The following is a 23,152-nucleotide window of genomic DNA, read 5'->3' on the forward strand; positions in this document are numbered from 1 at the left end:
TCCGCGCCGAGCGCGACTTCTGAGCGACGCCAAGCACAATCTCGCACTCGGAAAGCCCGGCTCTGCCGGGCTTTTCAATGACCGGTCTCGCCCGTCCTGATCGCGAAGAGCGCGATCGCCGCCAGTTCGGCCGGCGTGACGCTGCGGGGATCGTCGAGGGCGCGCGCCGCGATGGCCCTCACCTCCGGGACGGCGAGGACGGGCAGGTCCTCCACGTCGTGACCGTCAAGATACAGCGCCGCGAGTTGACGCAGGCGCTCGGCATCGACATCCAGCACCGATCGCTCCCCTGATCGCCCTCGCGCGGGGTCTGCAGCCCCTGGCAGACCCCGGTTGCGGGGTGCCGAGACTTCAACCGCATCCCACCTGTCTGGACGATGAACCGGAGTTCGGGGACGGCAGGTCGCCGAGAGGCCGGACCGCGCTCGGTTTCGGCGACGCCATCGTGCGTTTCGGGAGCGACGCTCCGCACATGGAGCGGGACCGCGGGCAGGCCGTCGCGGCATAGCGTCGAGAGCGGTCTCGACTTTCCCGGACTGGCCTCGGCGACGCCGAGCCGATGGGACTGCTCTCGATTGGGAGTTGGAGCGAATGCGCCGGCGGCGGAAGCGTTCTCGCGCTTCGCCCTTTTTCGCGGTCGTGGCCGGGCTCCTCCCGGCCGACGACGCCGGCCGTGCCGCAGAGCACGCGCCGGACGGCTGCGGCCTTCACCGAGCGCGGGCCGACCCGTGTTCCGGGCTCGACCGCGGACGGCCTCACTCGGAGGTCATCGACCCATCCGAGCCGGTCGCATGGCCGAAGGATTCCGGCGCCGACTCCGGCTTCACCACATACATGCCGGCGTCGCGGTCGGTCTCGGGCGCGGTGACGGCGGCCTTGGAGGCGTGCCGAACGCGGCGCGAGGCGGGAGTGGAGCTCGTCGGGTTGCTGCTGGCGCCGAACTCGCCCGCCTGGCTGTTGTGAGCCGTCGCCGCCCGAGCCGGCAAAGACATCCCCACGACCGGCCCCGCCAGGAGCGCAGCCATCGCCGTCATTCTGAGCATCGTCATGATCATCTCCAGATCAGAAAACGATCCAATGCCTCTGACAAGTCGATGTTGCGGCGGAGAGGCGCGAGTGACCCTAAATTATATTTTATACTCTGTCGCCGTCACTTGTCCGGCATGGCATTTTGGTGCCTCAGGCCTGCCGCCGCGTGACCGATACCGGGCAGCGAGGGTGTCAGGCGATCTGGCAGGGCGAGATCGGGTCGCTGCCGGGGAAGCTTTCCTGCAGGGCTTCGTCGAGCAATCGATCCTGGCGGGCTTTGAGGTCCTCGCCCGGCTGGAACTGTTCCGGGGCGGCATCGGCGGCACGGTCGGCGTCGATGGTCGCCGTGGGACGGTCCGCGACGGGGTCGGGCGCCGACCCCCGGGGCGATCCCGGTCCTGGTCCTGGTCCTGGTCCATGCTGGTCTCCGTCGCCGCCGGCCTCCCGCGCACGGGCGCGAGCGACCTCGCCGGGAGAAACGGCCTCCGTCCGTGGCGGGTTGCGGGGCTCCGCCGGGCGGACGCCCTTCGACGCCGTGGTGGCGGTGACGCCGAACAGTTCGCCCGCGGCTCCGGGTCCCGCCGGAGCGACCACGGCGACCGCGGCGAGCGCCTGCAGGTGACCGGCAGCCCGGTACAAAGTCTGGCGTGACGGTCGACCCATCGCGCCCGGCAGGCGTTGCCCTGCCGTCGGAACGGTCGTGGAAGCGAGACGATGGTGACTGAAGACGCGGTCCTGGCCGCCCTGGACAAGCCGAGGAAGCTTTATTCCATCCTGCAGGCGACCGACCCCGGCGGCTCGACCGAGTCCCTGCAGGTCCTGCTGATGAAGATGCGCGGCGAGGGAAAGCTGGCCTTCGACATCAAGAAGGGGACGTGGCGCCGCGCCTGACGGCGCCCTGCCCCGCTCGGCCGCCGGTCAGCCCAGCCCGGCGCGCCGGCGTCGGGCGCCGGACCGGCCGAAGGCGCCTGCTCCTCGCCTTCACGGTTCGCCGCCGGGCACCCGCGGCTCGCCGCCCGGCGGTCGAGGGTCCTGGTCGATGACGATCGTCATGGTGGCACGGAACACCACGGTCCCGTCACGGTCGCGGACGGAGGTGGACAGCACCGTCTCGCCGCGCGGCATCGCGTGGTGGCTCAGGTCGCGCAGCAGGCCGAAGGCCTCGTGGGCCACGTCGTCGGCCTTCGGCAGTTCGACACCGACCTCGTCTCGGAACCCGTCCCGGCCGTCATGCGTGTCGAAGAAGAATCGCGGCACATCCACTCTCACTCTCGGCGCCCAGAACCCTGGCTTCGGCCGGCGTGGCTAGAAGGTTACGGGTCGGCGCGCAACACACGAACCGGTGAACACGCCAGCCCCGCGGGGAGGCGCGGGCGTGGCGGCCGCCGGGCCCGGCGCGAGGCCGGTCAAACCCCCATCGTCGGGAGCGCGTTGCCGCCTTGATCGGAGCGTCACATGGGGCAGCGCAGCGTGATCGCGGTGGGCGGGTCCACCGGTGCCGTCGAAGGGTTGAAGACGCTCTGCGCCGGGCTCCCGCCCGACCTGGCGGCGGCGGTGCTCGTCGTCCTGCATGTGGGCGCGGACGGCCGCAACCTGCTGGCCGGCATCCTCGACGGGCTCTGCCCCTTGCGGGTCGAGACCGCGGCCGACGGGCAGAGCGTGCAGCCGGGCCACGTCTACGTGGGCCCGGCCGGCCACCACCTCCTGGTCGTCGACGGCGTCGTGCGGCTCGGCCGGGGACCGCGCGAGAACATGGCGCGGCCGGCCATCGATCCCCTGTTCCGCTCCGTGGCGGAGAGCTACGGGCCGGCCGCCATCGGGGTCTTGCTCAGCGGCCGGCTGAACGACGGCGCGGCGGGCCTGGCGGACCTGAAGCGGTGCGGCGGCGTCACCGTGGTGGAAAACCCGCTCGACGCGACCGTTCCGGACATGCCGTTCGGCGCCCTGCAGGCGAGCGAGGTGGATCATCGCGCCTCGCTGAAGAACCTCCCGTCCCTGCTGGCCACGCTGGTGGGCGAGGCGCCGGGCCCTCGCGTGCCGGTGCCCCGCCGCATCGCGCTCGAGATCGACATCGCGCTCGGGCGGCCCTGCCTGTCCGGCACGATCTCGGCCATGGGCGAGCCCGTGGCCCTGGCCTGCCCAGATGGCTTCGGGCCCCTGTCCGACATCGAGGCCGATCCACCGCCACGGCCCCACTGTCAGGTCGCCGTCGACGAGGCCATCCGGGTGGCGCTGCGGATCGTCGAGGAACGCGCCGTCCTGATCGAGCGCATGGCGGAGGATGCGAGACGCATGAACCGCGTGAAGTCCGCCGGCGACTTCGACGCCCGGGCCGGGGAGCTCCGGGGCTACGCCGACGTGCTGCGCGGGGCGGCCCTGGGGGCGCTGCCCTGAAGTTGAGCCTTCACTAACGCTCTCGGCCCATGATGCGGATCCGAATCGAAGGTTTCATGAACCAAGGCAAAGGCAGATGCGCTTCCGCAGCGAGTGGCTGACCCTCTTCACCTTGACGGCCGTCGCGGTCGGCGCCGTCTCGCTGCCGAGAGGCCTGGCACCCGCTGCGGTCGCGTTCGCGCCCGGGGCCGGAACCGCTGGCGCCGTCGCCAGGCGTGCCGACCTGATGGCGGCCGGGGTGGACCTCATGCCGATCGGCACGGCGCGGGCCGTCGGCAGGGCCAAGTCCCTGCGCGCCAGACCTATGCCGGACCGCCCGTGACGAGGGTCGCGGCGCCGCCGCCCGTGCCCCGGGCCGGTGGGATCCCGCCCCGACCGTTCATCACCTGCGGCCTGCTGGCCGTCGCGCTGGCGGCCTGCGCCACCGCACCGGAGGACGGCGGCGCCTTCGCCAGCGCCACCCACCAGTGCATGGCGGTGAACCCCGGCTTCACCGATGCCTGGGCCTGCATCCGCAAGCTCATCACGCGGGGGAACGTCGGGGCCGAGGACGCGGGCCGGGCGAGCCTCGAGGACCTCGGCGAGGGCCTGAACCGGCAGCTCGCCGACGAGAGCCTGACGAGCGCCGAAGCCCGGGCGCGCCTCTCCGCCGGCCTCCCGGCCGCGCGGCCCTGACCCGGGCTATTCGGCGGCTTCCCGCAGGGTGATGGACTGCAGGACGGAATGGATCGGCGACTTGCGGCCGAAGGCGGCCACAACCTGGCCCTGCAGCCGCGTCGAGCGGGCATCGGCGGCCGCCACGCGCTCCCGCGCTTCCATGGTGGCGGCTTCGAGCAGCAGGACCTGGGCTTCGACCAGTTCCGAGCGCGCCTTCAGCTCGTCGATCTCCTTGCGGTGAAAGGACGCCTGCGTCCGCAACTCCACCGCGATGGACTTCCATCGCTCGCTCGTCTGCTCGTGCTCGGCGGCGCGCTCGCCCGCCTCGGCGAGATCGTGTTCCAGGATCTCACAGCGCGTGGCCAGGATCTCGATGGCCCGCGACGCCTTGTGGAGGAGCCCGTCGAAGCCCTCGGGCTCGCCCGAAGGTCCCTCGAGGGCCGCCACCGCGGCCGGCGGTGCCACCTCGGGGCGCTCCCGCGGGTGGAAGACCCGGTCCATGAAGGTCCCGATCTCCGCCAGATGCGCGAGGTCGAGCACGTCGCCTCCCCTGTCGCGTCCGAAGGCACTCTCCATCATCGCCGTCCCCGCCCTGCCTCAACCCCCGCATCTTCGTGCCGGCATGGTTAATGGGCGGTTAAACGACCTACCGGGGATGGAAGCCGGGCCTGCCTCGGCCCGGTTTCCATCCGCTGCGTTGTCGGCGGACCTCCGTGCAAGGCCGCCTGCGGCCCAAGCCCGTCAACGGACGCCCGTCACCGGGCGTGCCGGTCCTCGCTCCGCGCGAGTTCCTCGAGTTTTTCGACCGGGACGGCGTCGCCGTCGTCGTCGATGATGGCCGTCAAGCGGAACCCGTCGCCGGACAGGCTGCGGACGGCCTGCAGCGCCTGGAGGGCGGTGGGGCGGGTGATGCCGGTCGACCTTTCGGTCGTCCGGGCCATGATCCGATAGGACATGGGATCTTCCTTCTTAGGGCTGGGATCGCCCGATGGGTGGATCACTGCCGCACGACCACACACGACGCGCACGGACGGTGAAGCGGGCCTGTCGGGCGCCGCCGAGCGGAACCCACCACAGGCCTGCGGCCGGGGCAAGCCGGGCCCGCGCAGGCGTGCCATTCCACCAGCCGGCAGGTCGCCCGGGCCGGCGCGCCGTCAACGCCGCGGGCCTGGACGGCAGTGCGAGACGGCCTCGGAGCCCGCGAAGGTCTCGCACCTGCGCCGGAACGGCCGCGGAAAACCGCGAAACGTTTCCCTGCGATGTCGGGCATGGGGCGCTCGTTCACGGACCTCAGGCCAGCGCGACGTCCGGGTCGATCCAGCCCTTCGGCGAGGCCGAAGCGGCGTCGCGCCGCCCGACATGCTGGGTGAACAGGGGCGCGCCCTCCCCCGGCATCCCGCCGGCGAGCGCCGCCAGAACCTCCCGGTACACGCCGTGGCTGGGATAGAGGTGGTCCGGACAGGTCGCGAACCAGCGCAGGTCTCCCGCCCGCGGCACCTCGCCGGCCGCGAGGACGCGGCGGCCCGGCTCGCCGCAGAGCCGTGCCGGATAGCACAGCGAGACCGAGTGGCCGCGGTCGTCGAAGATCTGCACGACGGCGACGACACCGCCGGTCACCGCCACGTCGCAGCCGAACTCCTCGCGGGCGCAGGCCGCGATGCGGTGGCCGATCTCTTCCCGGTGGCGGATGATGCTGCCGGGCACGTGCCAGCCGGTCCCGAAAGGGTCGTCCCGCCAGGCGAGGAGCACGCCTGCGTCGGCGTCGCGCACCAGGAGGTCGATGTTGCTCGTCGCCGCGACCTCGGTGACGAAGCGGAACAGCGGCCAGGGCAGGTCGCCGCCGCTTCCGCTGACCTTGGCCAGCAACCCCTCCAGCATCGTCACCTCGGCGGCGGTCAGGGCCTTGTCCTGGCGTTCGGTCATGGCGTTCTCCTGGTCGGCCCGCGGCGGGAGCGGATCCGCCGAGAGCGGAAGCGCTTGCCGCCCATACGGGGCAACGGTCGCACATCGTCGGCGCTCCCGCACGGACGGCCGGCTCGCCCCGCCGGTCGCCCGCCGGGTCGCCGAACTCAGGTCGACGGTGCCGTTTCGCCCTTCTCCCCTCTGGGGAGACGGTGGCGCGAAGCGCCGGATGAGGGGTCACGACGGGGTGAAACGCCAAAGCGTCGATGCACGGAGCCTGCGCGGGGCTCCCACCCTCATCCGACGCCGCTGCGCGGCGCCACCTTCTCCCGCCAGCGGGAGAAGGGCGCTCCCGACGCTTCCACGTCGACCCGAACTCGGCGCTTTGGGTCGCCCGCGGCGTCAGTGGCATCGGCGGGCGGATGGGTGCAAGCTGCAGCGTCCCCGCGGTGCCGCACCACCGCCTGCGCGAGGTCCCGACCATGCGTCCAGCAGCCCCTCCGGCCTCCGGCCGCCATCTGGTCCTCTGCTTCGTCGCCGTGGCCGGGCTCCTCGCCGCCGCCGACGTCGCGGCGGCACCGGCCGGGTCCGCCATCACCACCACGACCCAGCGGTCCATCTCCGCCGGGGCGCGGCACCATTCCTCCCCCATCAAACGCTACCGGAGGCACCGGCCGTCCTGAGGAGGGGAGCATCCCTTCACGGACGCTCAGCGATAGGCCGGCGCGATCCTGCGGCCGTAGCGGTAGTTTCCGACGCGGCTCCGCTTCGAGATGGCGCGACCCGCCAGGCATCCGCCGACGGCCCCCAGCACGCCGTGGCCGACCGCGTGGCCGGCCAGGCCGCCGACCAGCGCACCCTTGATGCAGCCGCGGGCCTCGGCCACGGTCGGCGCCACCAGCAGGGCTCCGGCGCACACAGCAGAGATGATGAAGTGACGCATGCCGTTCTCCGTCGAGGGCTGCGGGAGGCAGCACCATCGGATCTATAACGGCCCTGGCGGGCCTGCGTTGCTTTATGAGCTTGGTCTCATGTGGCTCGTTCGAAAAGGAAGACTTGCACCGCATGCCCACTCCCCTGCCCGCCGAGGCGGCCCGCCCCGCTCCCGTGACGCCGGACGGCCGTTACCTCGTCGTGCGGGGACGCCTGTGGCGCCGCGCCGACCCGGCCCTGCCCGAGGCCGAGCGCGAGCGGCTCGTCCACGCCTTGATGACGGCCCGCCGCGGCGTGGCGGCGGCGAAGCGGACCCGGGATCCGGAGGCCGAGGCCGCGGCCCGCGCCGCGGTCGACCTGGCGAAGCACGGGCTCGGCGAACGCGGGCCGGTGTGGTGGACGGATGGTGCGCCGGACCTCAACCGACACATGGCCCGGACCACGCCCTATGCCGAATGGTATGCGGCCGTGGCGCCGTCCGACCGCGACGGGACTGCCGAAAGAACCCGCCCGGACCGGGCTGCGGCGACCCGCCCCCGGGGCTTTCGTGCCTGACGCGACTTGGAGACCGGGGACCGGCGGCACTCCACCCAGACCCGACGCCGTCCCGCCAAAGAAAGAGGCCGCTCAGCCTTTCGGCGAGCGGCCCAAGTCTAGGGAGGAAACGCCCAAGAAGGGCATACGCTCGAAAGCGCGCTCTGCGTATACGACATGATCACGAGGCCCGCACCTGTTATTACTGCATGGCTGCCCGCTATTTCCCAGCAAGCCATGCCCAAAACAACAAGCCGTCATGTGGTTGTCACATTTCGCCGACGACGGTGCGCGGCCCTCGGGCGCGTCAGTGCAGCCGGGGCGACGGGGTGGGCCGGCTCGCCTCCTCCATGTCCTGAACGGAGCCGAACAGTCTGGAGACCGGGATGTCCAGGCAGTCGGCGACGGCGGCCAGCACGGCGTTGGGGATGCACAGCGCGCCCATCTCGTAGCCCTGCAGCTCTTCGAGGCCGATCCCGATCCGCATGGCGAGGGAGGCCTGCGACATCCCCTCGACCAGCCTGGCCCGCCGGATGGACCTGCCGACCCGGGCCTCGTCGGTCGAGCGGCGGATCTTGTATGGGAACATGGAACGCCTCGGGCTGTGAGACCCGCCATATTGCCACCCCGGAGGCCGCGCGCCATAGCGCTGCGTCTCCAAAACGCATCGCGACCTCCCGATTCCCTTATTGAGGAACGATGACGGGCGGTGAAGCCACGGTGGCTCGCCGGTGGCCGGGGGACCCGGCTCCGATGCCGGCCGTTGAGCGGCGTGCCGGCCCCGTCGCGGATGCCGGTCGGAGATCCCACGCATGCCGAACCTCCAGCAACCCACGGCGGGCCTCGCCCGTGCCCTGCTGCTTGGGCTGGCCCTGTCGGCGGCGGGCCTCGGCGCCGCCCGGGCGCAGTCCACCGCGGCACCGCCGCCCACCGCCCCTTCGGCGCCGCAGATCGGCAACGAGACGCGCGCGCCGGCCGACCCCGGGACGGCGCCGCGCCCGGCCGGCGGCAGCAGCCCCGCGGCCCCCGCCGGGGCGGCCAACGCCGGCACGGTGCCGCTCAAGGGCGACACGACCCCGCCCGGCATCACCAAGGCGGGCCAATAGGCGTCGGGGCCGGCGGCCGCGCCGTGGCACGGTCCCGGAGCGCGGTGTCGGCCTGGCGAACCGTCAGGCCAGCAGGCGTGCCAGGGCGGCGGGGCTGTCGGCCAGGAGGTCGACCCCCGCCGCCTCGAGTTCCTCGCGTCCGCCGTATCCCCACAGGGCGCCCACGGCGCGCAGCCCGTTGGCATGGGCGCCGACGACGTCGTAGCGCCGGTCGCCCACCATCACGGACTCGTCGGGCCGCAGGCCGTGCCGCTTCACGATGTCGGCGATGAGTTCGGGCTTGTGGTCGCGGAAGCCGTCGGGCTCGGAGCCGTAGACGCCGGCGAAATGGCCGATCAAGCCGAGGTGTTCGAGGATGCGGGCCGCGAAGGCCGTGCGTTTGGAGGTGGCGAGGTACAGCGCCGCGCCGCCCGCCCGCAGCGTGTCGAGCAGCGCCGGGACGCCCTCGTAGGGCGCGACGCCGAAGATGCCGGTTTCGCCGTAGTGGCGGCGGTAGGCCGCGATCGCCTCGTCCACCCGCGTGTCGCCGTAATGCGCCAGCACCTCGCCCATCACGTCGCCCAGCACCGGGCCGATCACGAAGGTGAGGTCGAAGCCCGGGTCCGGGACGTGGCCGAGGTCGCGCAGCGCGGCGTCGTAGCTCGCCACGATGCCGGGCTTGGAATCGACGAGCGTGCCGTCGAGGTCGAGCAGGACGGAACTGGGTGGGCGCATCGGGGACCTCCGGTCGGCGCCCGCGGGACCGGGCTGTCGGAGGCGGAGGCTATGTCACGCCGTCGCCGACGCACGCCAGCGCAAAAAGGCGCGCCGCGTCCCGGGCGCCGCCCCGTCAGGACGGGAGCGCCGCCAGCGCCAGCAGGACGGCGAAGACCCCGAGCGGCGCGAGGTGGGACCATTCACGGTGACGCGCGACGGTCACGACCGCGGCCGCGACGATCGCCGCCCCGAGGACGAGGCCCGCGTCGCGGGTGCCGGGACGCGCGATGAGCACCGCGCTCGCCACCTCGAGCGCGCCGGTCACGAGGCCCCACCAGGCGGGGTAGCCCCAGCGGACGAAGCCGCTCCGCGTCGCCGGCGTGCCGACCGCGTTGAACAGCCCCGCGCCGGCGAGCCCGGCGACGAGGAGCCAGATCGAGACGGCCTGCGGCATCTCAGGCCTCCCGCATCGTCAGGGGAAGGGCCGCCAGGAGCATCAGGACGGCCGTCAGCCCATGGATGCCGACGGCCCGCCTCACCGAACCCCGACCGGTGAGGACCACCAGCATATCGCCCAAGGGGATGAGGGCCTCGACGAGCAGGACGACGCCGACGACCCGCGGCTCGCCCCGCGCCATGCAGGCCAGCACCACCAGCCCCGAAACGATGTCGCGGACCCCCTTGAGCCGGAGCCAAGCCGCGATGTTCGGGCCCACCTCGGGAAGCGGCAGGCCGAAGCCCCGGGTCGCCCCCCTCGGGCGCGCCACATACCAGATGCCGATCGCGACGATCGCGAGCGCCAGCATCAGCGCCAGTCCATCCGCAGCCCAGTGCATCCGCGCCTCCATGACAGGCACCTAGATATTCTAGCAATGCTAGATCGTCAAGCTCTGCTATGGTCCGGACCCATGGCGGACCGGCGCCGGGAGATCGCAGCTTGGGCATCGCCGACAGGAAGGACAGGCAGCGGGCCGAGCGCCGGCAGCGCATCGTGGCGGCGGCGCGCCTCGTCGCGGAGCGCGAAGGCTGGGGTGCCGTCACGATCCGCCGCCTGGCGGAGGAGATCGAACACAGCCAGCCGGTCCTGTATTCGCACTTCGACAACAGGGAGGCGATCGTCGCCGCCGTCGCGCTCGCGGGGTTCCAGGAGCTGACGGCGGCGCTGCAGGCGGCGGCGCTGCAGGCGACCGGCCGGGGCGAAGCCGTCGAAGCCGTCGCCCTGGCCTATCTCGCCTTCGCCCGGCAGCATGCGGCACTCTACGAGGCCATGTTCAACCTGCCGACCGGCCTGACATTCGCGCAAAACGAGACCCGGCCGGAACTGAAGGAGGCCTTCGCGGCGCTCGCCACGGTGGTGGCGCCGGCGACGGCCGATGCCGACGTCGCGACCGAGACCTTCTGGGCGGCGCTGCATGGGTTGGCCGAACTCGAGCGCTCGGGCCGGATCAGGCCGGGCGCCCGCGCCGAGCGCGTGGCGCTGCTCGTGGGCGGCATGGCCGGATGGTGAAGCGACGAAAGCCGGCTCGATCGACCGGCCGGCCCGGTCAGGCGGGAATGCGCCTCACCAGCAGGTGAAGCCGCCGTCCACCACCACGACCGAGCCCGTCATCAGGCTGGCGGCGTCCGAGGCGAGGAAATGCACCACCGAGGCGACCTCGTCCGGCTGGCCGAGCCGCCCCATGGGGGTGTCGCGCAGCCAGGCATCGAGCAGGCCGCCCTCCTCCGTGGCGAACCGCGTCAGCGGGGTCTCGACGTAGGTCGGCGCCACCGCGTTGACCCGCACGCCGCGGTCGGCCCACTCGGCGGCCAGCGAGCGCGTCAGCTGGTGCACGGCGGCCTTGGACGCGTTGTAATAGGTCTGCTTCTGCGGCCTGTTGCAGATGAGGCCCGACATGGAGCCGATGTTGACGATGGCGCCGCGCCGGGCCTTCAGCATCGGCCGGGCGAAGGCGCGGTCGCACCAGAAGACGCCGTTGTAGTTGACGTCGTTGACGGCGGTCCAGTGTTCGTCCGTCACGTCCTCGGCGGCCGTCCCGGAGCGGGCGATGCCGGCATTGGCGACGAGGACGTCGACCCGGCCGTGCCGGGCGAGCACGGCCTCGGCGAGCGCATCGACCTCGGCCGAGCGCGTGACGTCGACCTGGCGGATGTCGACGGCATGGCCCTTGGCCCGGAGTTCGTCCCGCCCCTGCTCGGCGATGCCGGCGTCGAGATCGGCGATGACCACGCTGGCGCCGTGTTCGCACAGCGCCTCGGCGCAGGACAGGCCGATGCCGCGCCCGCCGCCCGTCACCACCGCCACGCGCCCGTCCAACCTCAGCTTTTCGGCAAACATCGCGTCCTCCCCCATCGGCTGCGGCCGAAGCCGCGCCCCGGTCGCGTCCGCGCCGGAAACCCCATCTTAAGACTCCCCGGGTCGACGTTGAAGCCACGTCGCGTCGACGGGCGACGCGGCTCGCCTTGCCGGGCCGGGGCGCGTCGGCCGCAGGGCGGCGCCGCTTCGCGCCCGTCGCCGAACCCGAGCGGGAGACCGAGAGCCATGACGCCGTCCGACCTCGCCGAGCTTTACCGGGCCTATATCGCCTGCCTCAACGCGCGGGACTGGGCGCGGCTCGACCGGTTTGTCGGCGACGCGGTCGTGCACCATCCCGCGGGCCGCGGGCTCGCCACCTACCGGGCGATGCTGGAGCGCGACGTCGCCGAGATCCCGGACCTGCGCTTCGAGATCGGGCTGCTGGTCGCCGAGCCGCCCCACGTCGCGGCGCGTCTGCTGTTCGATTGCACGCCGAAGGGGCGCTTCCTCGGCCTCCCGGTCGACGGGCGGCGGGTCGCCTTCGCCGAGAACGTGATCTACCGCTTCGCCGACGGCAGGATCGCCGAGGTCTGGTCGCTGGTCGACCGCGGCGCGATCGAACGGCAGCTCGCCACCCCGGCGCCCTGACGCGGGCCGCGGGCGGCCGAGGGGGCCGGCAGCGTGGCCGCGGCTCGCATCAGCCCTTCGGAGCGGGCGCCGCATAGGCGCCGACGGGGGCATTGAGGGCCGTCGCGGGCGTGCGGCCGGCCAGGGCCTCGAGCACCGTGCCGGCGGAAGCCACCGCCATGCGCTTCAGCGCCTCCACCGTGGCGCCGCCGAGGTGGGGCGTGAAGATGACGCGGTCGGTCGTGCCGAGCGGGCCCTGCGGCGCGCCGTGGCTGTAGACGTCGAGCGCCGCGGCGGCGATGCGGCCCTGCGCGATGGCGTCCGCCAGGGCGTCCTCGTCGACGAGGCCGGCGCGGGCCGTGTTGACCAGGATGGCGCCGGGCTTGACCTCGGCCAGCGTGGCGGGCCCGATCAGCCCCCGCGTTTCCGGCCGCATCGGGGTGTGCAGCGAGACGAGATCGGCCTGGCGCAGGCCGTCGCCGAGCGTCGCGACGCGGGTGAACCCGTCGGTGCCGGCGGCGCGGGGCGAATGCACCAGGACCCGCATGTCGAGCGCCGCCGCCAGCATGCGCCCGAGGCCGGAGCCCGTCGCCCCCCAGCCCACCACCAGCGCGGTCTTGCCCGATAGTTCCGCGAAGCCGTGGCGCTCGCGGAAGCCGGGCCGGCCCGCGCGCTCGTCGCGGTCCGCGGCGGGCACGAGGCGCGCCGCCGCCAGCGCCAGGCCCAGCGCCAATTCCGACACCGAGCGGGCATTGTGGCCGGGCGCGTTGCACACCAGCACGCCGGCCCGCGACGCCGCGGCCTTGTCGACGGCGTCGTGCCCGGCGCCGTGCACGACCAACACCCGCAGGCCCGCCGCGGCAGCGAACCAGGCGGCCGGGAAGCCGGCGTCGCGCGTGATGGCGGCGGTGCAGCCCGGCAGCAGCCCCAGCACGGTGTCGTGCGCGGCATCGGGGCAGATCACCGGTTCCAGGCCGGCGGCCCGCAGCATCTCCAGGCCATCGGCGTGGACGGGTTGGACGATGAGGCACTTCATGCGGCGGCGTCGGTCCCTGGTCAGGCCGGGGCATCGGGCCCCGGATGCGCCATAGCACGGCCGCGACGCGGCCGGGACTCCGACGCCGCGCCGCTCGACCGCCCCGGCATGGCTGGATTCCCGGCGGCGGCTTGCCGGCGCCACGGCCGACATCGGCTTCCGCTGCGCCGCGCGGCCGGCATGGTAGGATGGCGCGCCGCCCCGAAGGAGATCCAGGTGAAGCCCCGCATCCTCGTCCCCCTGCTCGCTTCCCTGCTGGCAGCCCTCTGCGGCGCCGCGCCGGGCCGCGCCGGCACCATCGTCGACGGCTGGAGCAGCGTGGCGGTGCCGCCCGCGCCGGAGCTGAAGCCCGCCCGGCTCGACGCCCGCACCACCGCCCTGCTGGTCCTCGATTTCAACGGCCACGAGGAGGCCGCGAGCGGGCCCTGCAACGCCGCCACGAAGCCGCGCTGCCTCGCCACCATCCCGGCCGTGGCGGGCCTGATCGCCAGGGCGCGGGCGGCGGGCGTCGCCGTGGTGCACAGCACCAGCGCCAACGGCGTCCCCGCCGACATCCGGCCCGGCGTGGCGCCGGCGCCGGGCGAGCCGGTCGTGAAGGCGGGGCCGGACAAGTTCATCGGCACCGCGCTCGGCGACATCCTGGCGAAGCGGGGGGCCAGGACCCTGGTCATCGTCGGCACGGCGGCCGAAGGCGCCGTCCTCGACACCGGCACCGATGCGGCGCTGCACGGCTACGACGTGGTGGTGCCGGTGGACGGCCTGTCGTCGACGGAGCCCTATGCCGAGCAATACGTGGCCTGGCACTTCGCCCATGCGCCGGGCGTCGCGGCCCGCACGACGCTGACCCGCATCGACGCCGTGGCGTTCTGAGCCGGGACGGCTCTAGTGCCGGTTTTAGGACGATCCTATATGATGCCCGAAAGCGGGTGGCGGCAGGGCCGCGCCGCGACGCGAAAGGACGACACGATGCCCAGCGCTCACGAGACGATCGACACGGAAGTCAAGAACAACGACGTGGTGCTCTTCATGAAGGGCACGCCGCAGTTCCCCATGTGCGGGTTCTCGGGCCAGTGCGTGCAGATCCTCGACTACCTCGGCGTGCCCTACAAGGGCGTGAACGTGCTCGACGATGCGGAACTGCGCCAGGGCATCAAGGAATACACCAACTGGCCGACGATCCCGCAGCTCTACGTGAAGGGCGAGTTCGTGGGGGGCTGCGACATCATCCGCGAGATGTTCCAGTCGGGCGAGCTCGCCACCCACTTCACCGGGGCGGGCGTCCCCGTGAAGCAGACCGCCAACGGCTGACGGCCGGGCGCCCGGGGGGCGCCGCGACAAAAGGCATGCCGCGCGGCCTCGACAAGGGCGGGGCCGCGCAACACATCTGGGGTCCGTCTCCCTCCGGCAGCGAACCTCATGACCGACCAGGAACAGAACCGCTTCTCCGCCCGGGCGGCGCGCTACGCACGCGTCGGCGCCAACGTCGGCGGCGTGGCGGCCAGGATGGCGGGGACGCGCCTGTTCGGCGGCGACAGCGATGCCGCCAACGCGGTGGCGCTGACCAAGGCGCTCGGCGGCCTCAAGGGCCCGCTGATGAAGGTCGCCCAGTTGCTCTCGACCATTCCGGACGCCATCCCGGCCGAATATGCCGAGGAACTCGCCAAGCTGCAGAACGAGGCGCCCCCCATGGGCGCGGCCTTCGTGCGCCGCCGCATGGCGGCCGAACTCGGGCTCGACTGGCAGAACCGCTTCGCCAGCTTCGACTTCAAGCCCGCCGCCGCGGCATCCCTCGGCCAGGTGCACCGCGCCGTCTCGCACGACGGCCTCGCCCTCGCCTGCAAGCTGCAATATCCCGACATGACCTCGGCGGTGGAGGCCGACCTCAAGCAACTCGACGTGCTGCTCGCCATCCAGCGCCGGATGAGCCCCGCCATCGACGCGCGCGAAGCCATCAAGGAGATCGGCGAGCGGCTGCGCGAGGAACTCGACTATCGCCGCGAAGCCAAGCACGCTGCCCTCTACGGCCTGATGCTCGACGGCGTCGACCAGGTGCGGGTGCCCCGGATGCAGGCGGACCTGTCCACCGACCGCCTCCTCACCATGGAATGGCTCGACGGCCGCAAGCTCCTCAGCTTCAAGGACGCGCCGCTCGACATCCGCAACCGCATCGCGGTCGCGATGTTCAAGGCCTGGTGGGTGCCGTTCAGCCATTACGGCGTCATCCACGGCGACCCGCACCTCGGCAACTACACGGTGCGGGGCGACGAGGCGCAGGTCGACGGCATCAACCTGCTCGACTACGGCTGCATCCGGGTCTTCCCGCCGAAGTTCGTCGGCGGCGTCGTCGACCTCTACGAGGGGCTGCGCCAGGGCGACGAAGCCCGCATCGTCCACGCCTACGAGACCTGGGGCTTCAAGAATCTCAGCCGGCCGCTGATCGAGACGCTGAACATCTGGGCGGGCTTCATCTACGGGCCGATCCTCGACGACCGCGTCCGCACCGTGGCGAACGGCGTCGAGCCCGGCCAATACGGCCGCAAGGAGGCCTTCCAGGTCCACCAGGCGCTGAAGAAGCACGGTGGCATCACGGTGCCGCGCGAGTTCGTCTTCATGGACCGGGCCGCGGTGGGGCTCGGCGCCGTGTTCCTGCACCTCAAGGCGGAACTCAACTTCTACGCCCAGTTCAACGCCGCCATCGCGGGCTTCGACCAGCAGGTCCTGGCCGACAAGCAGGCGGCGGCGCTGCGGGACACCGGCCTCGCCCGCTGACGATCGCGGGACCCCGGTGAGGCCCGCGGAACGCCGCCTGGATCCGCAGCCTTAAGGGAAGGTTCAGCGGCGCTCCGCAATGTGACGGAGACGGGCCGTCACAAGTCGCGGAGTCCATGCCGAGCTTCTTCCGTTTCCTGATCGTCGTGGCGGTTCTGGCGGCCCTGGCCTACGGCGCCATGCTGGCGCTCGTCGCCTCCGTCCAGCCCGTGACCCGACCGATGGAGCAGGCCATCCCCGCCGCCAAGCTGAACCCGCCGAAGTCGTGACGGCGCCCCCGCTCTCCCACGCCCCCGCGCCCGCGGCGTTGCGCGACCTGTTCCTCGACATGATCGCGGCCGAGCGCGGCGCCGCGAAGAACACGCTCGACGCCTACGGGCGCGACCTCGCCGACTATCTCGGCTTCCTCGCCGCCCACGCCGACCACCCGGCGCGGGCCGAAACCGCCCGGGTGCGGGACTACCTCGCCAAGCTCGAGCGCGACGGGCTGAAGCCGGCCTCGGCGGCGCGGCGCCTGTCGGCCGTGCGGCAGTTCCACCGCTTCCTCTTCGCCGAGGGGCATCGACCCACCGACCCCACGACGGTGCTGGAGGGGCCGCGCCGGGGCCGGCCGCTGCCCAAGGTCCTGGGCCCGGAGGAGGTCGAGCGCCTGCTCGCGGCGGCGCGTGCCGGGCTCGAAGACCCCGACGGCGACCCGGTCGCGCGCTGGCGCAGCGCCCGCATGAACTGCCTGCTGGAACTCCTCTACGCCACGGGGCTGCGCGTGTCGGAGCTGGTGGCGCTGCCCCGCGCGGCGGCCCGCGCCGCCGCCGGAAAGGGCGACACCCTGACGATCCGCGGCAAGGGCGGGTGCGAGCGGCTGGTCCCGCTCTCCGACCCCGCCCGCCGCGCCGTCGCGCTCTACCGCGCGGCCGCCAAGACGGCGGGCCGGGCGGCGGCGCTCGATGCGGGCGCCTGGCTGTTCCCGGCCGACAGCGAGCAGGGCTTCATGACCCGCCAGGCCTTCGCGCGCGACCTCAAGGCCGTGGCGGCGGCGGCGGGCATCGCGGCGGCGCGGGTCAGCCCGCACGTGCTGCGCCACGCCTTCGCCAGCCACCTCCTGCAGAACGGGGCCGACCTGCGCGTCGTCCAGGAGCTGCTCGGCCATGCCGACATCTCGACGACCCAGATCTACACCCACGTGCTCGACGAGCGCACCAAGGCCATGGTGCGGGACCTGCACCCGCTGAACGCCGCCTGACGGGCCGGCGCTCACCGGGCGTTGCGGTAGGCCTTCCGCGACACCACCGTCCTGACCATGATCGAGATGTCGAGCAGCAGCGACCAATTGTCGATGTAGTAGAGGTCGTGCTCGACGCGGCCCACGACCTTCTCGGGCGTGTCGGTCTCGCCGCGCCAGCCGTTCACCTGGGCCCAGCCCGTGATGCCGGGCCGGACGTTGTGGCGCCGGGCGTAGAGCGCCACGTCGCGCTCGAAGGCCTGGTCGTGCGCCATGGCGTGGGGCCGCGGCCCGACCAGCGACATCTCGCCCCGCAGCACGTTGATGAGCTGCGGCAGCTCGTCGATGTTGGTGCGGCGCAGGAACCGGCCGACCCGCGTGATGCGGCTGTCCCCGGCCGTGGCCTGGCGCACCGCGCGCCCGTCCTCCATGGCCCGCATCGAGCGGAACTTGTAGATGCCGAACGGCTCCTGGTTGAAGCCGTAGCGCCGCTGCACGAAGAACACCGGCCCGCCGCCTTCGCGCCGGATGAGCAGCGCCACCACGGCGAAGACCGGCGCCAGCAGGGCCAGCGCCGCCGAAGCCACCACGAGGTCGAGCGCGCGCTTGGCCAGCACCTCGCTGGAGGACAGCGGCCGCCGCACCAGGTGGATGGACGCCACCGAGCCGTTGCGGACGACGTGGAGGTCGTCGAACTGGTCGAGGAAGCGCTCGGGGGCGAGCTGGATGGTGGCCGGCAGGCCCATGAACGTGTCGATGCAGGCCTCGAGCCGCTCGCGCTCGGCCCAGGGCACGAGGATATAGATGTCGTCGGGCCGCAGCACCCGCGCCGAGGCCGCCGCCAGCACGAGGTCGTCGGCGCGGTTCTCGTCGCCCGGCCGCAGCACGGCCGCCCCGACGATGCGCAGCCCCGTCTGATGCAGCCTGTGGCGGTCCGAGAAGGCGCGGATCATCTCCTCGTCGCCCACGAGGAAGATGTGGCGGGACGCCAGGCGGCCCGCCGTGACCCGGCTCTGCAGCCCCGCCACCAGCAGGCCGCGGACGGCGAGCAGGGCGCCGTATCCGGCGACGGCGAGGCCGAGCGAGGCGGAGCGCGAGAAGGCGTCGCTGGTCTTGGTGAGGAAGGCCAGCACGACGGCTCCCGTGACGGCCACGCTCCACAGGCTCAGCGTGTGCCTGACGTGCCCCTTGTGGGACAGATAGCGCGTGATGGCGTAATCGGTCCGCAGGATCCCGGGCAGGATATAGAACATCGCCACCGTGACGCCGAGCACGAGGTCGTTGAACCCGCCCGACCCGTGGCCCAGCAGCCGGCCCATGGCGGCGGCCGCCGCCAGGATCGCGACCGCATCGAGGCCCGTCGCCAGCGCCGTGAAGCCCAGGCGGGTCGTCGCCGTGCTGGCCGTGAAGCGGCTGACCCAGGCGTGACGCCCGCCCCGCGCCGATGCGCGGCGGCGCGACGGGGCGGGCGGCAGCGCGAACGGGACGGCAATGCGGTTCAAGACGGCCCCCTGACGATGGACCCGGTCCCAGTTCGGACGGGAGGTCCGTCCCGGGAGGGCTGCATCGCCGGGTTGCAATCGTCGTGCCCCAAGCTCTGGTGTGATTCCGTCCCGAAACGGGCCGGATCGGCAGGCCGGGCTTGCCGGGCGGCGCGACGGCGTGTTGGTATGGGACAGGCAGCGGGACGGAGCCCGACATGAAGATCGCGCTGATCCAGATGAACTCGGGCGACGACCGCGCCGCCAACTTGCAGCAGGTGGCGGATCTCGTCGGCCGTGCGGTCGCCGAGGAGCGCCCCGACTGGGTGCTGCTGCCGGAATGTTTCGACTTCCTGGGCGGCACCCGCGAGCGCAAGCTCGCCGCCGCGGAGCCGTTCCCGGACGGCGAGGCCTACCGGACCGTGCGGGACCTCGCGGCCCGCCACGGGGTCTTCATCCATGCGGGCTCCATGCTGGAGCGCCTGCCCGGCGAGGAGCGCATCGGCAACACCACGGTGGCGTTCGACCGGCAAGGGCGCGAGGTGGCGCGCTATCGCAAGATCCACCTCTTCGACATCACGGCGCCGGACGGAACCGAATACCGGGAAAGCGCCTCGTTCAAGCCGGGCGACGCCGTCGTGACCTACGATTGCGAGGGCGTCACGGTGGGATGCTCCATCTGCTACGACATGCGCTTCCCCTTCCTCTACCAGGCCCTGATGGACCGCGGCGCGCAGCTCATCGCCGTGCCGGCCGCCTTCACGCTGCAGACCGGCAAGGACCATTGGGAGGTGCTGCTGCGGGCCCGCGCCATCGAAACCGAATGCTACGTGGCCGCCGCGGCCCAAACCGGGAGTTTCCGCCAGGCCGGCGAAGCCCGCGCCACCTACGGCCATTCGCTGCTGGTCGACCCCTGGGGCCTCGTCACGGCCCGGGCCAGCGACGGCGTCGGCATCGCGGCGGGGCGCGTCGAGCCCGCCCGGGTCGACCGGGTGCGGGCCATGATCCCGGTGGCGCGCCACCGGGTGGACATGCCGCGGGGGTGAGGGGGAGCTTGGCGCGCAGGCCGGTCGAGTCCCTTCCCTTCGCCCGCCCCGTCCTCGACCTCGCCCGCGACCTCATCGGCATGACGCTGCTGCTCGACGGCGTCGGCGGCATCGTGGTCGAGACCGAGGCCTACGGGCGCCACGACCCCGCGTCCCACTCGGTCAAGGGCCCGACGCCGCGCAACCGCGCCATGTTCGGCCCCGCGGGGCACGCCTACGTGTACCGGTCCTACGGCATCCACTGGTGCTTCAACGTGGTGGGCGGCGAGGAGCCGGGCTGCGCCGTGCTGGTCCGGGCGCTGGAGCCCACCCGGGGGCTGGACGTCATGCGGGCCCGGCGCAAGCTCGACGACCCGCGCCGCCTCTGCGCCGGGCCCGGGCGCCTGTGCCAGGCCCTGGGCCTCGACGCCTCGCATGACGGCCTGCCGCTCGGCGCCCCGCCCTTCGCGCTCCTGCCCCGGGCGGCCACGCCGGCCCTCGTCGCGGGCCCGCGGATCGGCATCAGCCGCAACGCCGACGTGCCCTGGCGCTTCGGCCTCGCCGGGTCGCGCTTCCTCAGCCGGCCCTTTCCGCGGCCGGACGCCGCTGAAACAAAATTTTAAGCGCCGCGGGGCGGAGGCCCGGGCTTACAAGGGGACCCCGCCCCCGAGGATCCCCGCCGTCTTGTCCGCTTCCCCGCAGCCCATCCCGTCCCAAATCCCGCCCCTGCTGCGCCAGCCCGCCTTCCTGCGCTTCTGGCTGGCCCGGACCCTGTCGACCGCGGCCTTCCAGATCGTGGCGGTCGTGGTGGGCTGGCAGATCTTCACCCTCACGGGCTCGACGCTGCAGCTCGGCCTCATCGGCCTCATGCAGTTCATCCCCATGCTGCTGCTGACCATCCCGGCCGGCCACGTCGCCGACCAATACGACCGGCGTTCCGTCGTGCGGGTGTGCCAGGCCGTCCAGGCCGTCGCCGCCGCCGCCCTGGCGCTCGGCAGCGTCCAGGGCTGGCTCGGGGCCCACGGCATCTTCGCCGCCGTGGCGGTGATCGGGGCAGCCCGCACCTTCGAAAGCCCCACCGTGTCGGCGCTGCTGCCGGGCGTCGTGCCGACCGAATCCCTGCCCTCCGCCTTCGCGCTCTCGGCCTCGGCGATCCAGACCGCCACGATCCTCGGCCCGGCCATCGGGGGCGCGCTCTACATCGCCGGTCCCACGCTGGCCTACGGCGCGATCGCGCTCGTCTTCGCGCTGGCCAGCCTGCTCGTCGGCGGCATCCGGCTCGAGCGCGCCCCGCCCGCGCGGGAGCCGCCGAGCCTCGCCACGCTGCTGTCGGGCTTCACCTACATCCGCCACCATCGCATCGTGCTGGGCGCCATCTCGCTCGACCTCTTCGCCGTGCTGCTCGGCGGCGCCACGGCGCTCCTGCCCGTCTATGCCCGCGACATCCTGCACACGACCCCGGTGGGGCTCGGGGTGCTGCGCGCCGCGCCGGCCGTGGGGGCCCTCCTCACCTCCTTCGCGCTGGCCCGCCACCCGCTGAAGCACCGGGCCGGCGCCAAGATGTTCCTGGCCGTGGGCCTCTTCGGCCTCGCCACCGTGGCCTTCGGCCTGTCGACCTCCTTCCCGCTCTCGCTCGTCGCCCTGGCGGTGCTGGGCGCCGCCGACGTGCTGTCCATGGTGGTGCGCTCCTCGCTGGTGCAGCTCCAGACCCCCGACGCCATGCGGGGGCGGGTGTCGGCGGTGAACTCCATGTTCGTCGGCACGTCGAACCAGCTCGGCGAGTTCGAGTCCGGCGTCACGGCCTCGCTGCTCGGCACCGTGCCGGCCGTGGTGCTGGGCGGGCTCGGCACCGTGGCGGTGGCGCTCCTCTGGTCCCGCCTGTTTCCCGCGCTGCGCGATGTCGACGACCTCGCCAAGGTGCGGGCGCCGGGTTAGACCTGGGCGCGATCGCGGCGAATCGCGACGGCGGGGTTCGGGAGGGATCGGGATGGCGCATGCCGGGCTGAAGGCGGCCGGTGCGGTCGATGACGCCGCGACGCAGGCCGCCGCCGTCGCGTCGGTCGCGGCGCGGCTCGACAGGCTGCCGGCCACGCGCTCGCTCTGGACCATGGTGGCGCTGCTCTCCGCCGGTGCGATCTTCGAATATTACGACCTCTTCGTCACCGCCTACGTGGCGCCCGGCATGACGCGCGGCGGGCTGTTCACGCCCGAAAGCCTCGGCCCCTTCAACGCCCTGGCGGGCATCGGCGTCACGGGCTTCGGCACCTTCGTCTTCGCCACCTTCGCCGGGCTCTGGGTCGGCACCACGGCCTTCGGCGGCGTGGCGGACCGGTTCGGGCGGCGCGCCGTCTTCACCTGGTCGCTCGTCTGGTACTCGCTGAGCACGTTGGTCCTGGCGCTGCAGACCACGGGTTTCGGCGTCGACCTGTGGCGCTTCGTGACCGGCATCGGGCTCGGCATGGAGCTCGTCACGGTGGACACCTACATCGCCGAGATCGTGCCGGCATCGGTCCGCGGCCGCGCCTATGCGCTGAACCAGGTCGTCACCTTTCTGGCCGTGCCGCTGGTGGCGCTGCTCGCCTGGCGGCTGGTGCCGGAGGCGCCCCTCGGCGTCGACGGCTGGCGCTGGGTGGTGCTGGTCGGCACGCTCGGGGCGGTCTTCGTGTGGTTCATCCGGCGAGGCGTGCCGGAATCGGCCCGCTGGCTCGCCCGCCAGGGCCGGGTCGATGCCGCGGAACGGATCGTGCGTCGCCTGGAGCGGGCCGCCGAACGCGACACCGGCCGCACGCTGCCCCCGGTGGTGGCGCCCTTCGTCCCGCCCGCCCCCGAAAGCCGCGCCAGCTTCGCCGAGATCTGGCGCCCCCCCTACCGCAGCCGCACGCTGATGCTGTCGGCGTTCCAGTTCTGCCAAACCATCGGCTTCTACGGCTTCGCCGCCTGGGTGCCGTCGCTGCTCATCGCCAAGGGCATCGACGTCACCAAGAGCCTGCAATATTCCTTCACCATCGCGGTCTCCAACCCCTTCGGCCCGCTGCTCGGCCTGCTCGTCGCCGACCGCATGGAGCGCAAGTGGCAGATCTGCGCCGCCGCCATCGCGGCCGCCGTCTTCGGGCTGCTGTTCTCGCAGGCGGCGGGCTTCTACGCCGTGATCGCGCTCGGCGTCGCCGTGACGCTGTCGAACAACTGGATGTCGTTCGCGTTCCACGGCTACCAGGCGGAGCTGTTCCCGACCCGAGTGCGGGCCCGGGCGGTGGGCTTCGTCTATTCGTGGAGCCGCCTGTCGGGCGCCTTCGCCGGGCTCATCATCTCGGCGCTGCTGGCACGCGAGGGCGTCGGGGCCGTCTTCGTCTTCATCGCGGGCGCCATGGCGGTCGTGGTGCTGGCGATCGGGGTGTTCGGCCCCCGCACGCTCGACCGGCCGCTCGAAGACATTTCCCGCTGAGGAGTTCAT

General features: G+C 72.7%; 33 protein-coding genes. 18 read left to right on the forward strand and 15 right to left on the reverse strand.

The features are described from left to right. Nucleotides 1-74: 74 nt before the first annotated feature. The 3 genes from D3272_RS21400 to D3272_RS21410 form a co-directional block, all read right to left on the reverse strand. Nucleotides 75-278 carry a hypothetical protein gene (locus D3272_RS21400; protein WP_129221249.1) on the reverse strand — a complete coding sequence of 68 codons (204 nt, stop codon included), beginning with the start codon at nt 276-278 and terminating at the stop codon, nt 75-77. A 477-nt stretch (nt 279-755) separates the two neighbouring features. Then, entirely contained in the window at nt 756-1,049 is a 294-nt protein-coding gene (locus D3272_RS21405) for a hypothetical protein (protein WP_129221250.1), read from the reverse strand. 172 nt (nt 1,050-1,221) lie between these two features. Next, nucleotides 1,222-1,668: a hypothetical protein gene (locus D3272_RS21410; RefSeq protein WP_165361458.1), complete on the reverse strand. Its 447-nt coding sequence runs from the start codon at nt 1,666-1,668 to the stop codon at nt 1,222-1,224. A 75-nt stretch (nt 1,669-1,743) separates the two neighbouring features. Between D3272_RS21410 and D3272_RS27480 the strand changes: the two genes are divergently transcribed. Further along, nucleotides 1,744-1,920 carry a hypothetical protein gene (locus D3272_RS27480; protein WP_165361459.1) on the forward strand — a complete coding sequence of 59 codons (177 nt, stop codon included), beginning with the start codon at nt 1,744-1,746 and terminating at the stop codon, nt 1,918-1,920. Nucleotides 1,921-2,010: 90 nt separating this feature from the next. Here D3272_RS27480 and D3272_RS21415 read toward each other — a convergent pair whose 3' ends face one another. Continuing rightward, the gene (locus D3272_RS21415; protein WP_129221252.1) at nt 2,011-2,292 is read right to left on the reverse strand and encodes a DUF6894 family protein; all 282 of its coding nucleotides are present in this window, start codon (nt 2,290-2,292) and stop codon (nt 2,011-2,013) included. A 192-nt stretch (nt 2,293-2,484) separates the two neighbouring features. Here D3272_RS21415 and D3272_RS21420 point away from each other — a divergent pair, with 192 nt between their 5' ends. From D3272_RS21420 to D3272_RS21430, 3 genes are all read left to right on the forward strand, one after another. Next, a complete protein-coding gene (locus D3272_RS21420; RefSeq protein WP_129221253.1) occupies nt 2,485-3,423 on the forward strand; it encodes a chemotaxis protein CheB in 939 nt (312 codons plus the stop codon). A gap of 76 nt (nt 3,424-3,499) precedes the next feature. Continuing rightward, nucleotides 3,500-3,745, forward strand: coding sequence for a hypothetical protein (locus D3272_RS21425; RefSeq protein ID WP_129221254.1), 246 nt, complete (start codon nt 3,500-3,502; stop codon nt 3,743-3,745). Then, a complete protein-coding gene (locus D3272_RS21430) occupies nt 3,742-4,098 on the forward strand; it encodes a hypothetical protein (protein ID WP_129221255.1) in 357 nt (118 codons plus the stop codon). Before D3272_RS21425 ends, D3272_RS21430 begins: the two co-directional genes overlap by 4 nt. A 6-nt stretch (nt 4,099-4,104) precedes the next feature. Here the strand turns inward: D3272_RS21430 and D3272_RS21435 are convergent, their stop codons facing one another. The 3 genes from D3272_RS21435 to D3272_RS21445 form a co-directional block, all read right to left on the reverse strand. After that, nucleotides 4,105-4,659 (reverse strand): hypothetical protein, encoded by a 555-nt coding sequence (locus D3272_RS21435; protein WP_129221256.1) that lies wholly within the window; start codon nt 4,657-4,659, stop codon nt 4,105-4,107. A gap of 176 nt (nt 4,660-4,835) precedes the next feature. Beyond that, on the reverse strand, nt 4,836-5,036 hold the full coding sequence (locus tag D3272_RS21440) for a hypothetical protein (protein ID WP_129221257.1): 201 nt from the start codon (nt 5,034-5,036) through the stop codon (nt 4,836-4,838). A 334-nt stretch (nt 5,037-5,370) separates the two neighbouring features. Then, a complete protein-coding gene (locus D3272_RS21445; protein WP_129221258.1) occupies nt 5,371-6,003 on the reverse strand; it encodes an NUDIX hydrolase in 633 nt (210 codons plus the stop codon). Nucleotides 6,004-6,464: 461 nt separating this feature from the next. On the opposite strand from D3272_RS21445, the gene D3272_RS21450 reads away from it, so the two are divergent. Beyond that, nucleotides 6,465-6,665: a hypothetical protein gene (locus D3272_RS21450; protein ID WP_129221259.1), complete on the forward strand. Its 201-nt coding sequence runs from the start codon at nt 6,465-6,467 to the stop codon at nt 6,663-6,665. Nucleotides 6,666-6,691: 26 nt separating this feature from the next. Here D3272_RS21450 and D3272_RS21455 read toward each other — a convergent pair whose 3' ends face one another. Continuing rightward, complete coding sequence (locus D3272_RS21455; protein WP_129221260.1) at nt 6,692-6,925, reverse strand: hypothetical protein; 234 nt, start codon at nt 6,923-6,925, stop codon at nt 6,692-6,694. A 122-nt stretch (nt 6,926-7,047) separates the two neighbouring features. Here D3272_RS21455 and D3272_RS21460 point away from each other — a divergent pair, with 122 nt between their 5' ends. Further along, a complete protein-coding gene (locus D3272_RS21460) occupies nt 7,048-7,470 on the forward strand; it encodes a hypothetical protein (RefSeq protein ID WP_245496714.1) in 423 nt (140 codons plus the stop codon). A 286-nt stretch (nt 7,471-7,756) separates the two neighbouring features. On the opposite strand, the gene D3272_RS21465 is transcribed toward D3272_RS21460, so the two are convergent. Continuing rightward, on the reverse strand, nt 7,757-8,038 hold the full coding sequence (locus D3272_RS21465) for a helix-turn-helix domain-containing protein (protein WP_129221261.1): 282 nt from the start codon (nt 8,036-8,038) through the stop codon (nt 7,757-7,759). A 223-nt stretch (nt 8,039-8,261) separates the two neighbouring features. Between D3272_RS21465 and D3272_RS21470 the strand changes: the two genes are divergently transcribed. Further along, nucleotides 8,262-8,555 (forward strand): hypothetical protein, encoded by a 294-nt coding sequence (locus tag D3272_RS21470; protein ID WP_129221262.1) that lies wholly within the window; start codon nt 8,262-8,264, stop codon nt 8,553-8,555. A 63-nt stretch (nt 8,556-8,618) separates the two neighbouring features. Here D3272_RS21470 and D3272_RS21475 read toward each other — a convergent pair whose 3' ends face one another. The 3 genes from D3272_RS21475 to D3272_RS21485 form a co-directional block, all read right to left on the reverse strand. Then, the gene (locus D3272_RS21475) at nt 8,619-9,269 is read right to left on the reverse strand and encodes an HAD hydrolase-like protein (RefSeq protein WP_129221263.1); all 651 of its coding nucleotides are present in this window, start codon (nt 9,267-9,269) and stop codon (nt 8,619-8,621) included. A gap of 115 nt (nt 9,270-9,384) precedes the next feature. Beyond that, nucleotides 9,385-9,705 carry a DoxX family protein gene (locus D3272_RS21480; RefSeq protein ID WP_129221264.1) on the reverse strand — a complete coding sequence of 107 codons (321 nt, stop codon included), beginning with the start codon at nt 9,703-9,705 and terminating at the stop codon, nt 9,385-9,387. A gap of 1 nt (nt 9,706) precedes the next feature. Then, entirely contained in the window at nt 9,707-10,087 is a 381-nt protein-coding gene (locus D3272_RS21485) for a DUF4267 domain-containing protein (RefSeq protein WP_129221265.1), read from the reverse strand. Between the two features lie 101 nt (nt 10,088-10,188). Here D3272_RS21485 and D3272_RS21490 point away from each other — a divergent pair, with 101 nt between their 5' ends. Further along, nucleotides 10,189-10,758, forward strand: a complete 570-nt coding sequence (locus D3272_RS21490) for a TetR/AcrR family transcriptional regulator (protein WP_129221266.1) — start codon at nt 10,189-10,191, stop codon at nt 10,756-10,758. Nucleotides 10,759-10,812: 54 nt separating this feature from the next. Here the strand turns inward: D3272_RS21490 and D3272_RS21495 are convergent, their stop codons facing one another. Then, a complete protein-coding gene (locus tag D3272_RS21495; RefSeq protein WP_129221267.1) occupies nt 10,813-11,586 on the reverse strand; it encodes an SDR family NAD(P)-dependent oxidoreductase in 774 nt (257 codons plus the stop codon). A 204-nt stretch (nt 11,587-11,790) separates the two neighbouring features. Here D3272_RS21495 and D3272_RS21500 point away from each other — a divergent pair, with 204 nt between their 5' ends. Further along, entirely contained in the window at nt 11,791-12,192 is a 402-nt protein-coding gene (locus D3272_RS21500) for an ester cyclase (RefSeq protein ID WP_129221268.1), read from the forward strand. A gap of 49 nt (nt 12,193-12,241) precedes the next feature. Here the strand turns inward: D3272_RS21500 and D3272_RS21505 are convergent, their stop codons facing one another. Beyond that, on the reverse strand, nt 12,242-13,207 hold the full coding sequence (locus D3272_RS21505) for an NAD(P)-dependent oxidoreductase (RefSeq protein WP_129221269.1): 966 nt from the start codon (nt 13,205-13,207) through the stop codon (nt 12,242-12,244). A 216-nt stretch (nt 13,208-13,423) separates the two neighbouring features. Here D3272_RS21505 and D3272_RS21510 point away from each other — a divergent pair, with 216 nt between their 5' ends. The 5 genes from D3272_RS21510 to D3272_RS21530 all read left to right on the forward strand — a co-directional run bounded on the left by D3272_RS21510 (nt 13,424) and on the right by D3272_RS21530 (nt 17,216). Beyond that, a complete protein-coding gene (locus D3272_RS21510; protein WP_245496715.1) occupies nt 13,424-14,077 on the forward strand; it encodes a cysteine hydrolase family protein in 654 nt (217 codons plus the stop codon). A gap of 96 nt (nt 14,078-14,173) precedes the next feature. Continuing rightward, complete coding sequence (gene grxD / locus D3272_RS21515; RefSeq protein WP_129221271.1) at nt 14,174-14,515, forward strand: Grx4 family monothiol glutaredoxin; 342 nt, start codon at nt 14,174-14,176, stop codon at nt 14,513-14,515. A gap of 108 nt (nt 14,516-14,623) precedes the next feature. Then, nucleotides 14,624-15,976 (forward strand): ABC1 kinase family protein, encoded by a 1,353-nt coding sequence (locus D3272_RS21520; RefSeq protein ID WP_129221272.1) that lies wholly within the window; start codon nt 14,624-14,626, stop codon nt 15,974-15,976. Between the two features lie 116 nt (nt 15,977-16,092). Next, entirely contained in the window at nt 16,093-16,245 is a 153-nt protein-coding gene (locus tag D3272_RS21525) for a histidine kinase (RefSeq protein ID WP_129221273.1), read from the forward strand. After that, nucleotides 16,242-17,216, forward strand: coding sequence for a tyrosine recombinase (locus D3272_RS21530; protein ID WP_281010990.1), 975 nt, complete (start codon nt 16,242-16,244; stop codon nt 17,214-17,216). Before D3272_RS21525 ends, D3272_RS21530 begins: the two co-directional genes overlap by 4 nt. Nucleotides 17,217-17,227: 11 nt before the next feature. Here the strand turns inward: D3272_RS21530 and D3272_RS21535 are convergent, their stop codons facing one another. Then, nucleotides 17,228-18,697: an exopolysaccharide biosynthesis polyprenyl glycosylphosphotransferase gene (locus tag D3272_RS21535; RefSeq protein WP_129221274.1), complete on the reverse strand. Its 1,470-nt coding sequence runs from the start codon at nt 18,695-18,697 to the stop codon at nt 17,228-17,230. Nucleotides 18,698-18,894: 197 nt separating this feature from the next. Here D3272_RS21535 and D3272_RS21540 point away from each other — a divergent pair, with 197 nt between their 5' ends. The 4 genes from D3272_RS21540 to D3272_RS21555 all read left to right on the forward strand — a co-directional run bounded on the left by D3272_RS21540 (nt 18,895) and on the right by D3272_RS21555 (nt 23,143). Continuing rightward, nucleotides 18,895-19,722 carry a carbon-nitrogen hydrolase family protein gene (locus D3272_RS21540; protein ID WP_129221275.1) on the forward strand — a complete coding sequence of 276 codons (828 nt, stop codon included), beginning with the start codon at nt 18,895-18,897 and terminating at the stop codon, nt 19,720-19,722. Between the two features lie 8 nt (nt 19,723-19,730). Then, a complete protein-coding gene (locus D3272_RS21545) occupies nt 19,731-20,324 on the forward strand; it encodes a DNA-3-methyladenine glycosylase (RefSeq protein WP_129221276.1) in 594 nt (197 codons plus the stop codon). Between the two features lie 61 nt (nt 20,325-20,385). Then, nucleotides 20,386-21,636 (forward strand): MFS transporter, encoded by a 1,251-nt coding sequence (locus D3272_RS21550; RefSeq protein ID WP_245496716.1) that lies wholly within the window; start codon nt 20,386-20,388, stop codon nt 21,634-21,636. A gap of 52 nt (nt 21,637-21,688) precedes the next feature. Next, nucleotides 21,689-23,143: an MFS transporter gene (locus D3272_RS21555; RefSeq protein WP_129221277.1), complete on the forward strand. Its 1,455-nt coding sequence runs from the start codon at nt 21,689-21,691 to the stop codon at nt 23,141-23,143. The last annotated feature ends 9 nt before the right edge of the window (nt 23,144-23,152 follow it).

The organism is Lichenibacterium ramalinae (genome assembly GCF_004137085.1).
In the GTDB taxonomy this organism is placed as follows: Bacteria; Pseudomonadota; Alphaproteobacteria; order Rhizobiales; family Beijerinckiaceae; genus Lichenihabitans; species Lichenihabitans ramalinae.

What these genes read in the sequence shown, in the direction of transcription:
- D3272_RS21405 (WP_129221250.1), bottom strand. Translation starts at nt 1,049, where the DNA reads ATGACGATGCTCAGAATGACGGCGATGGCTGCGCTCCTGGCGGGGCCG.
- D3272_RS27480 (WP_165361459.1), top strand. Translation starts at nt 1,744, where the DNA reads ATGGTGACTGAAGACGCGGTCCTGGCCGCCCTGGACAAGCCGAGGAAG.
- D3272_RS21420 (WP_129221253.1), top strand. Translation starts at nt 2,485, where the DNA reads ATGGGGCAGCGCAGCGTGATCGCGGTGGGCGGGTCCACCGGTGCCGTC.
- D3272_RS21425 (WP_129221254.1), top strand. Translation starts at nt 3,500, where the DNA reads ATGCGCTTCCGCAGCGAGTGGCTGACCCTCTTCACCTTGACGGCCGTC.
- D3272_RS21435 (WP_129221256.1), bottom strand. Translation starts at nt 4,659, where the DNA reads ATGATGGAGAGTGCCTTCGGACGCGACAGGGGAGGCGACGTGCTCGAC.
- D3272_RS21440 (WP_129221257.1), bottom strand. Translation starts at nt 5,036, where the DNA reads ATGTCCTATCGGATCATGGCCCGGACGACCGAAAGGTCGACCGGCATC.
- D3272_RS21445 (WP_129221258.1), bottom strand. Translation starts at nt 6,003, where the DNA reads ATGACCGAACGCCAGGACAAGGCCCTGACCGCCGCCGAGGTGACGATG.
- D3272_RS21450 (WP_129221259.1), top strand. Translation starts at nt 6,465, where the DNA reads ATGCGTCCAGCAGCCCCTCCGGCCTCCGGCCGCCATCTGGTCCTCTGC.
- D3272_RS21455 (WP_129221260.1), bottom strand. Translation starts at nt 6,925, where the DNA reads ATGCGTCACTTCATCATCTCTGCTGTGTGCGCCGGAGCCCTGCTGGTG.
- D3272_RS21460 (WP_245496714.1), top strand. Translation starts at nt 7,048, where the DNA reads ATGCCCACTCCCCTGCCCGCCGAGGCGGCCCGCCCCGCTCCCGTGACG.
- D3272_RS21465 (WP_129221261.1), bottom strand. Translation starts at nt 8,038, where the DNA reads ATGTTCCCATACAAGATCCGCCGCTCGACCGACGAGGCCCGGGTCGGC.
- D3272_RS21470 (WP_129221262.1), top strand. Translation starts at nt 8,262, where the DNA reads ATGCCGAACCTCCAGCAACCCACGGCGGGCCTCGCCCGTGCCCTGCTG.
- D3272_RS21475 (WP_129221263.1), bottom strand. Translation starts at nt 9,269, where the DNA reads ATGCGCCCACCCAGTTCCGTCCTGCTCGACCTCGACGGCACGCTCGTC.
- D3272_RS21480 (WP_129221264.1), bottom strand. Translation starts at nt 9,705, where the DNA reads ATGCCGCAGGCCGTCTCGATCTGGCTCCTCGTCGCCGGGCTCGCCGGC.
- D3272_RS21485 (WP_129221265.1), bottom strand. Translation starts at nt 10,087, where the DNA reads ATGCACTGGGCTGCGGATGGACTGGCGCTGATGCTGGCGCTCGCGATC.
- D3272_RS21495 (WP_129221267.1), bottom strand. Translation starts at nt 11,586, where the DNA reads ATGTTTGCCGAAAAGCTGAGGTTGGACGGGCGCGTGGCGGTGGTGACG.
- D3272_RS21500 (WP_129221268.1), top strand. Translation starts at nt 11,791, where the DNA reads ATGACGCCGTCCGACCTCGCCGAGCTTTACCGGGCCTATATCGCCTGC.
- D3272_RS21505 (WP_129221269.1), bottom strand. Translation starts at nt 13,207, where the DNA reads ATGAAGTGCCTCATCGTCCAACCCGTCCACGCCGATGGCCTGGAGATG.
- grxD (WP_129221271.1), top strand. Translation starts at nt 14,174, where the DNA reads ATGCCCAGCGCTCACGAGACGATCGACACGGAAGTCAAGAACAACGAC.
- D3272_RS21520 (WP_129221272.1), top strand. Translation starts at nt 14,624, where the DNA reads ATGACCGACCAGGAACAGAACCGCTTCTCCGCCCGGGCGGCGCGCTAC.
- D3272_RS21525 (WP_129221273.1), top strand. Translation starts at nt 16,093, where the DNA reads ATGCCGAGCTTCTTCCGTTTCCTGATCGTCGTGGCGGTTCTGGCGGCC.
- D3272_RS21540 (WP_129221275.1), top strand. Translation starts at nt 18,895, where the DNA reads ATGAAGATCGCGCTGATCCAGATGAACTCGGGCGACGACCGCGCCGCC.
- D3272_RS21555 (WP_129221277.1), top strand. Translation starts at nt 21,689, where the DNA reads ATGGCGCATGCCGGGCTGAAGGCGGCCGGTGCGGTCGATGACGCCGCG.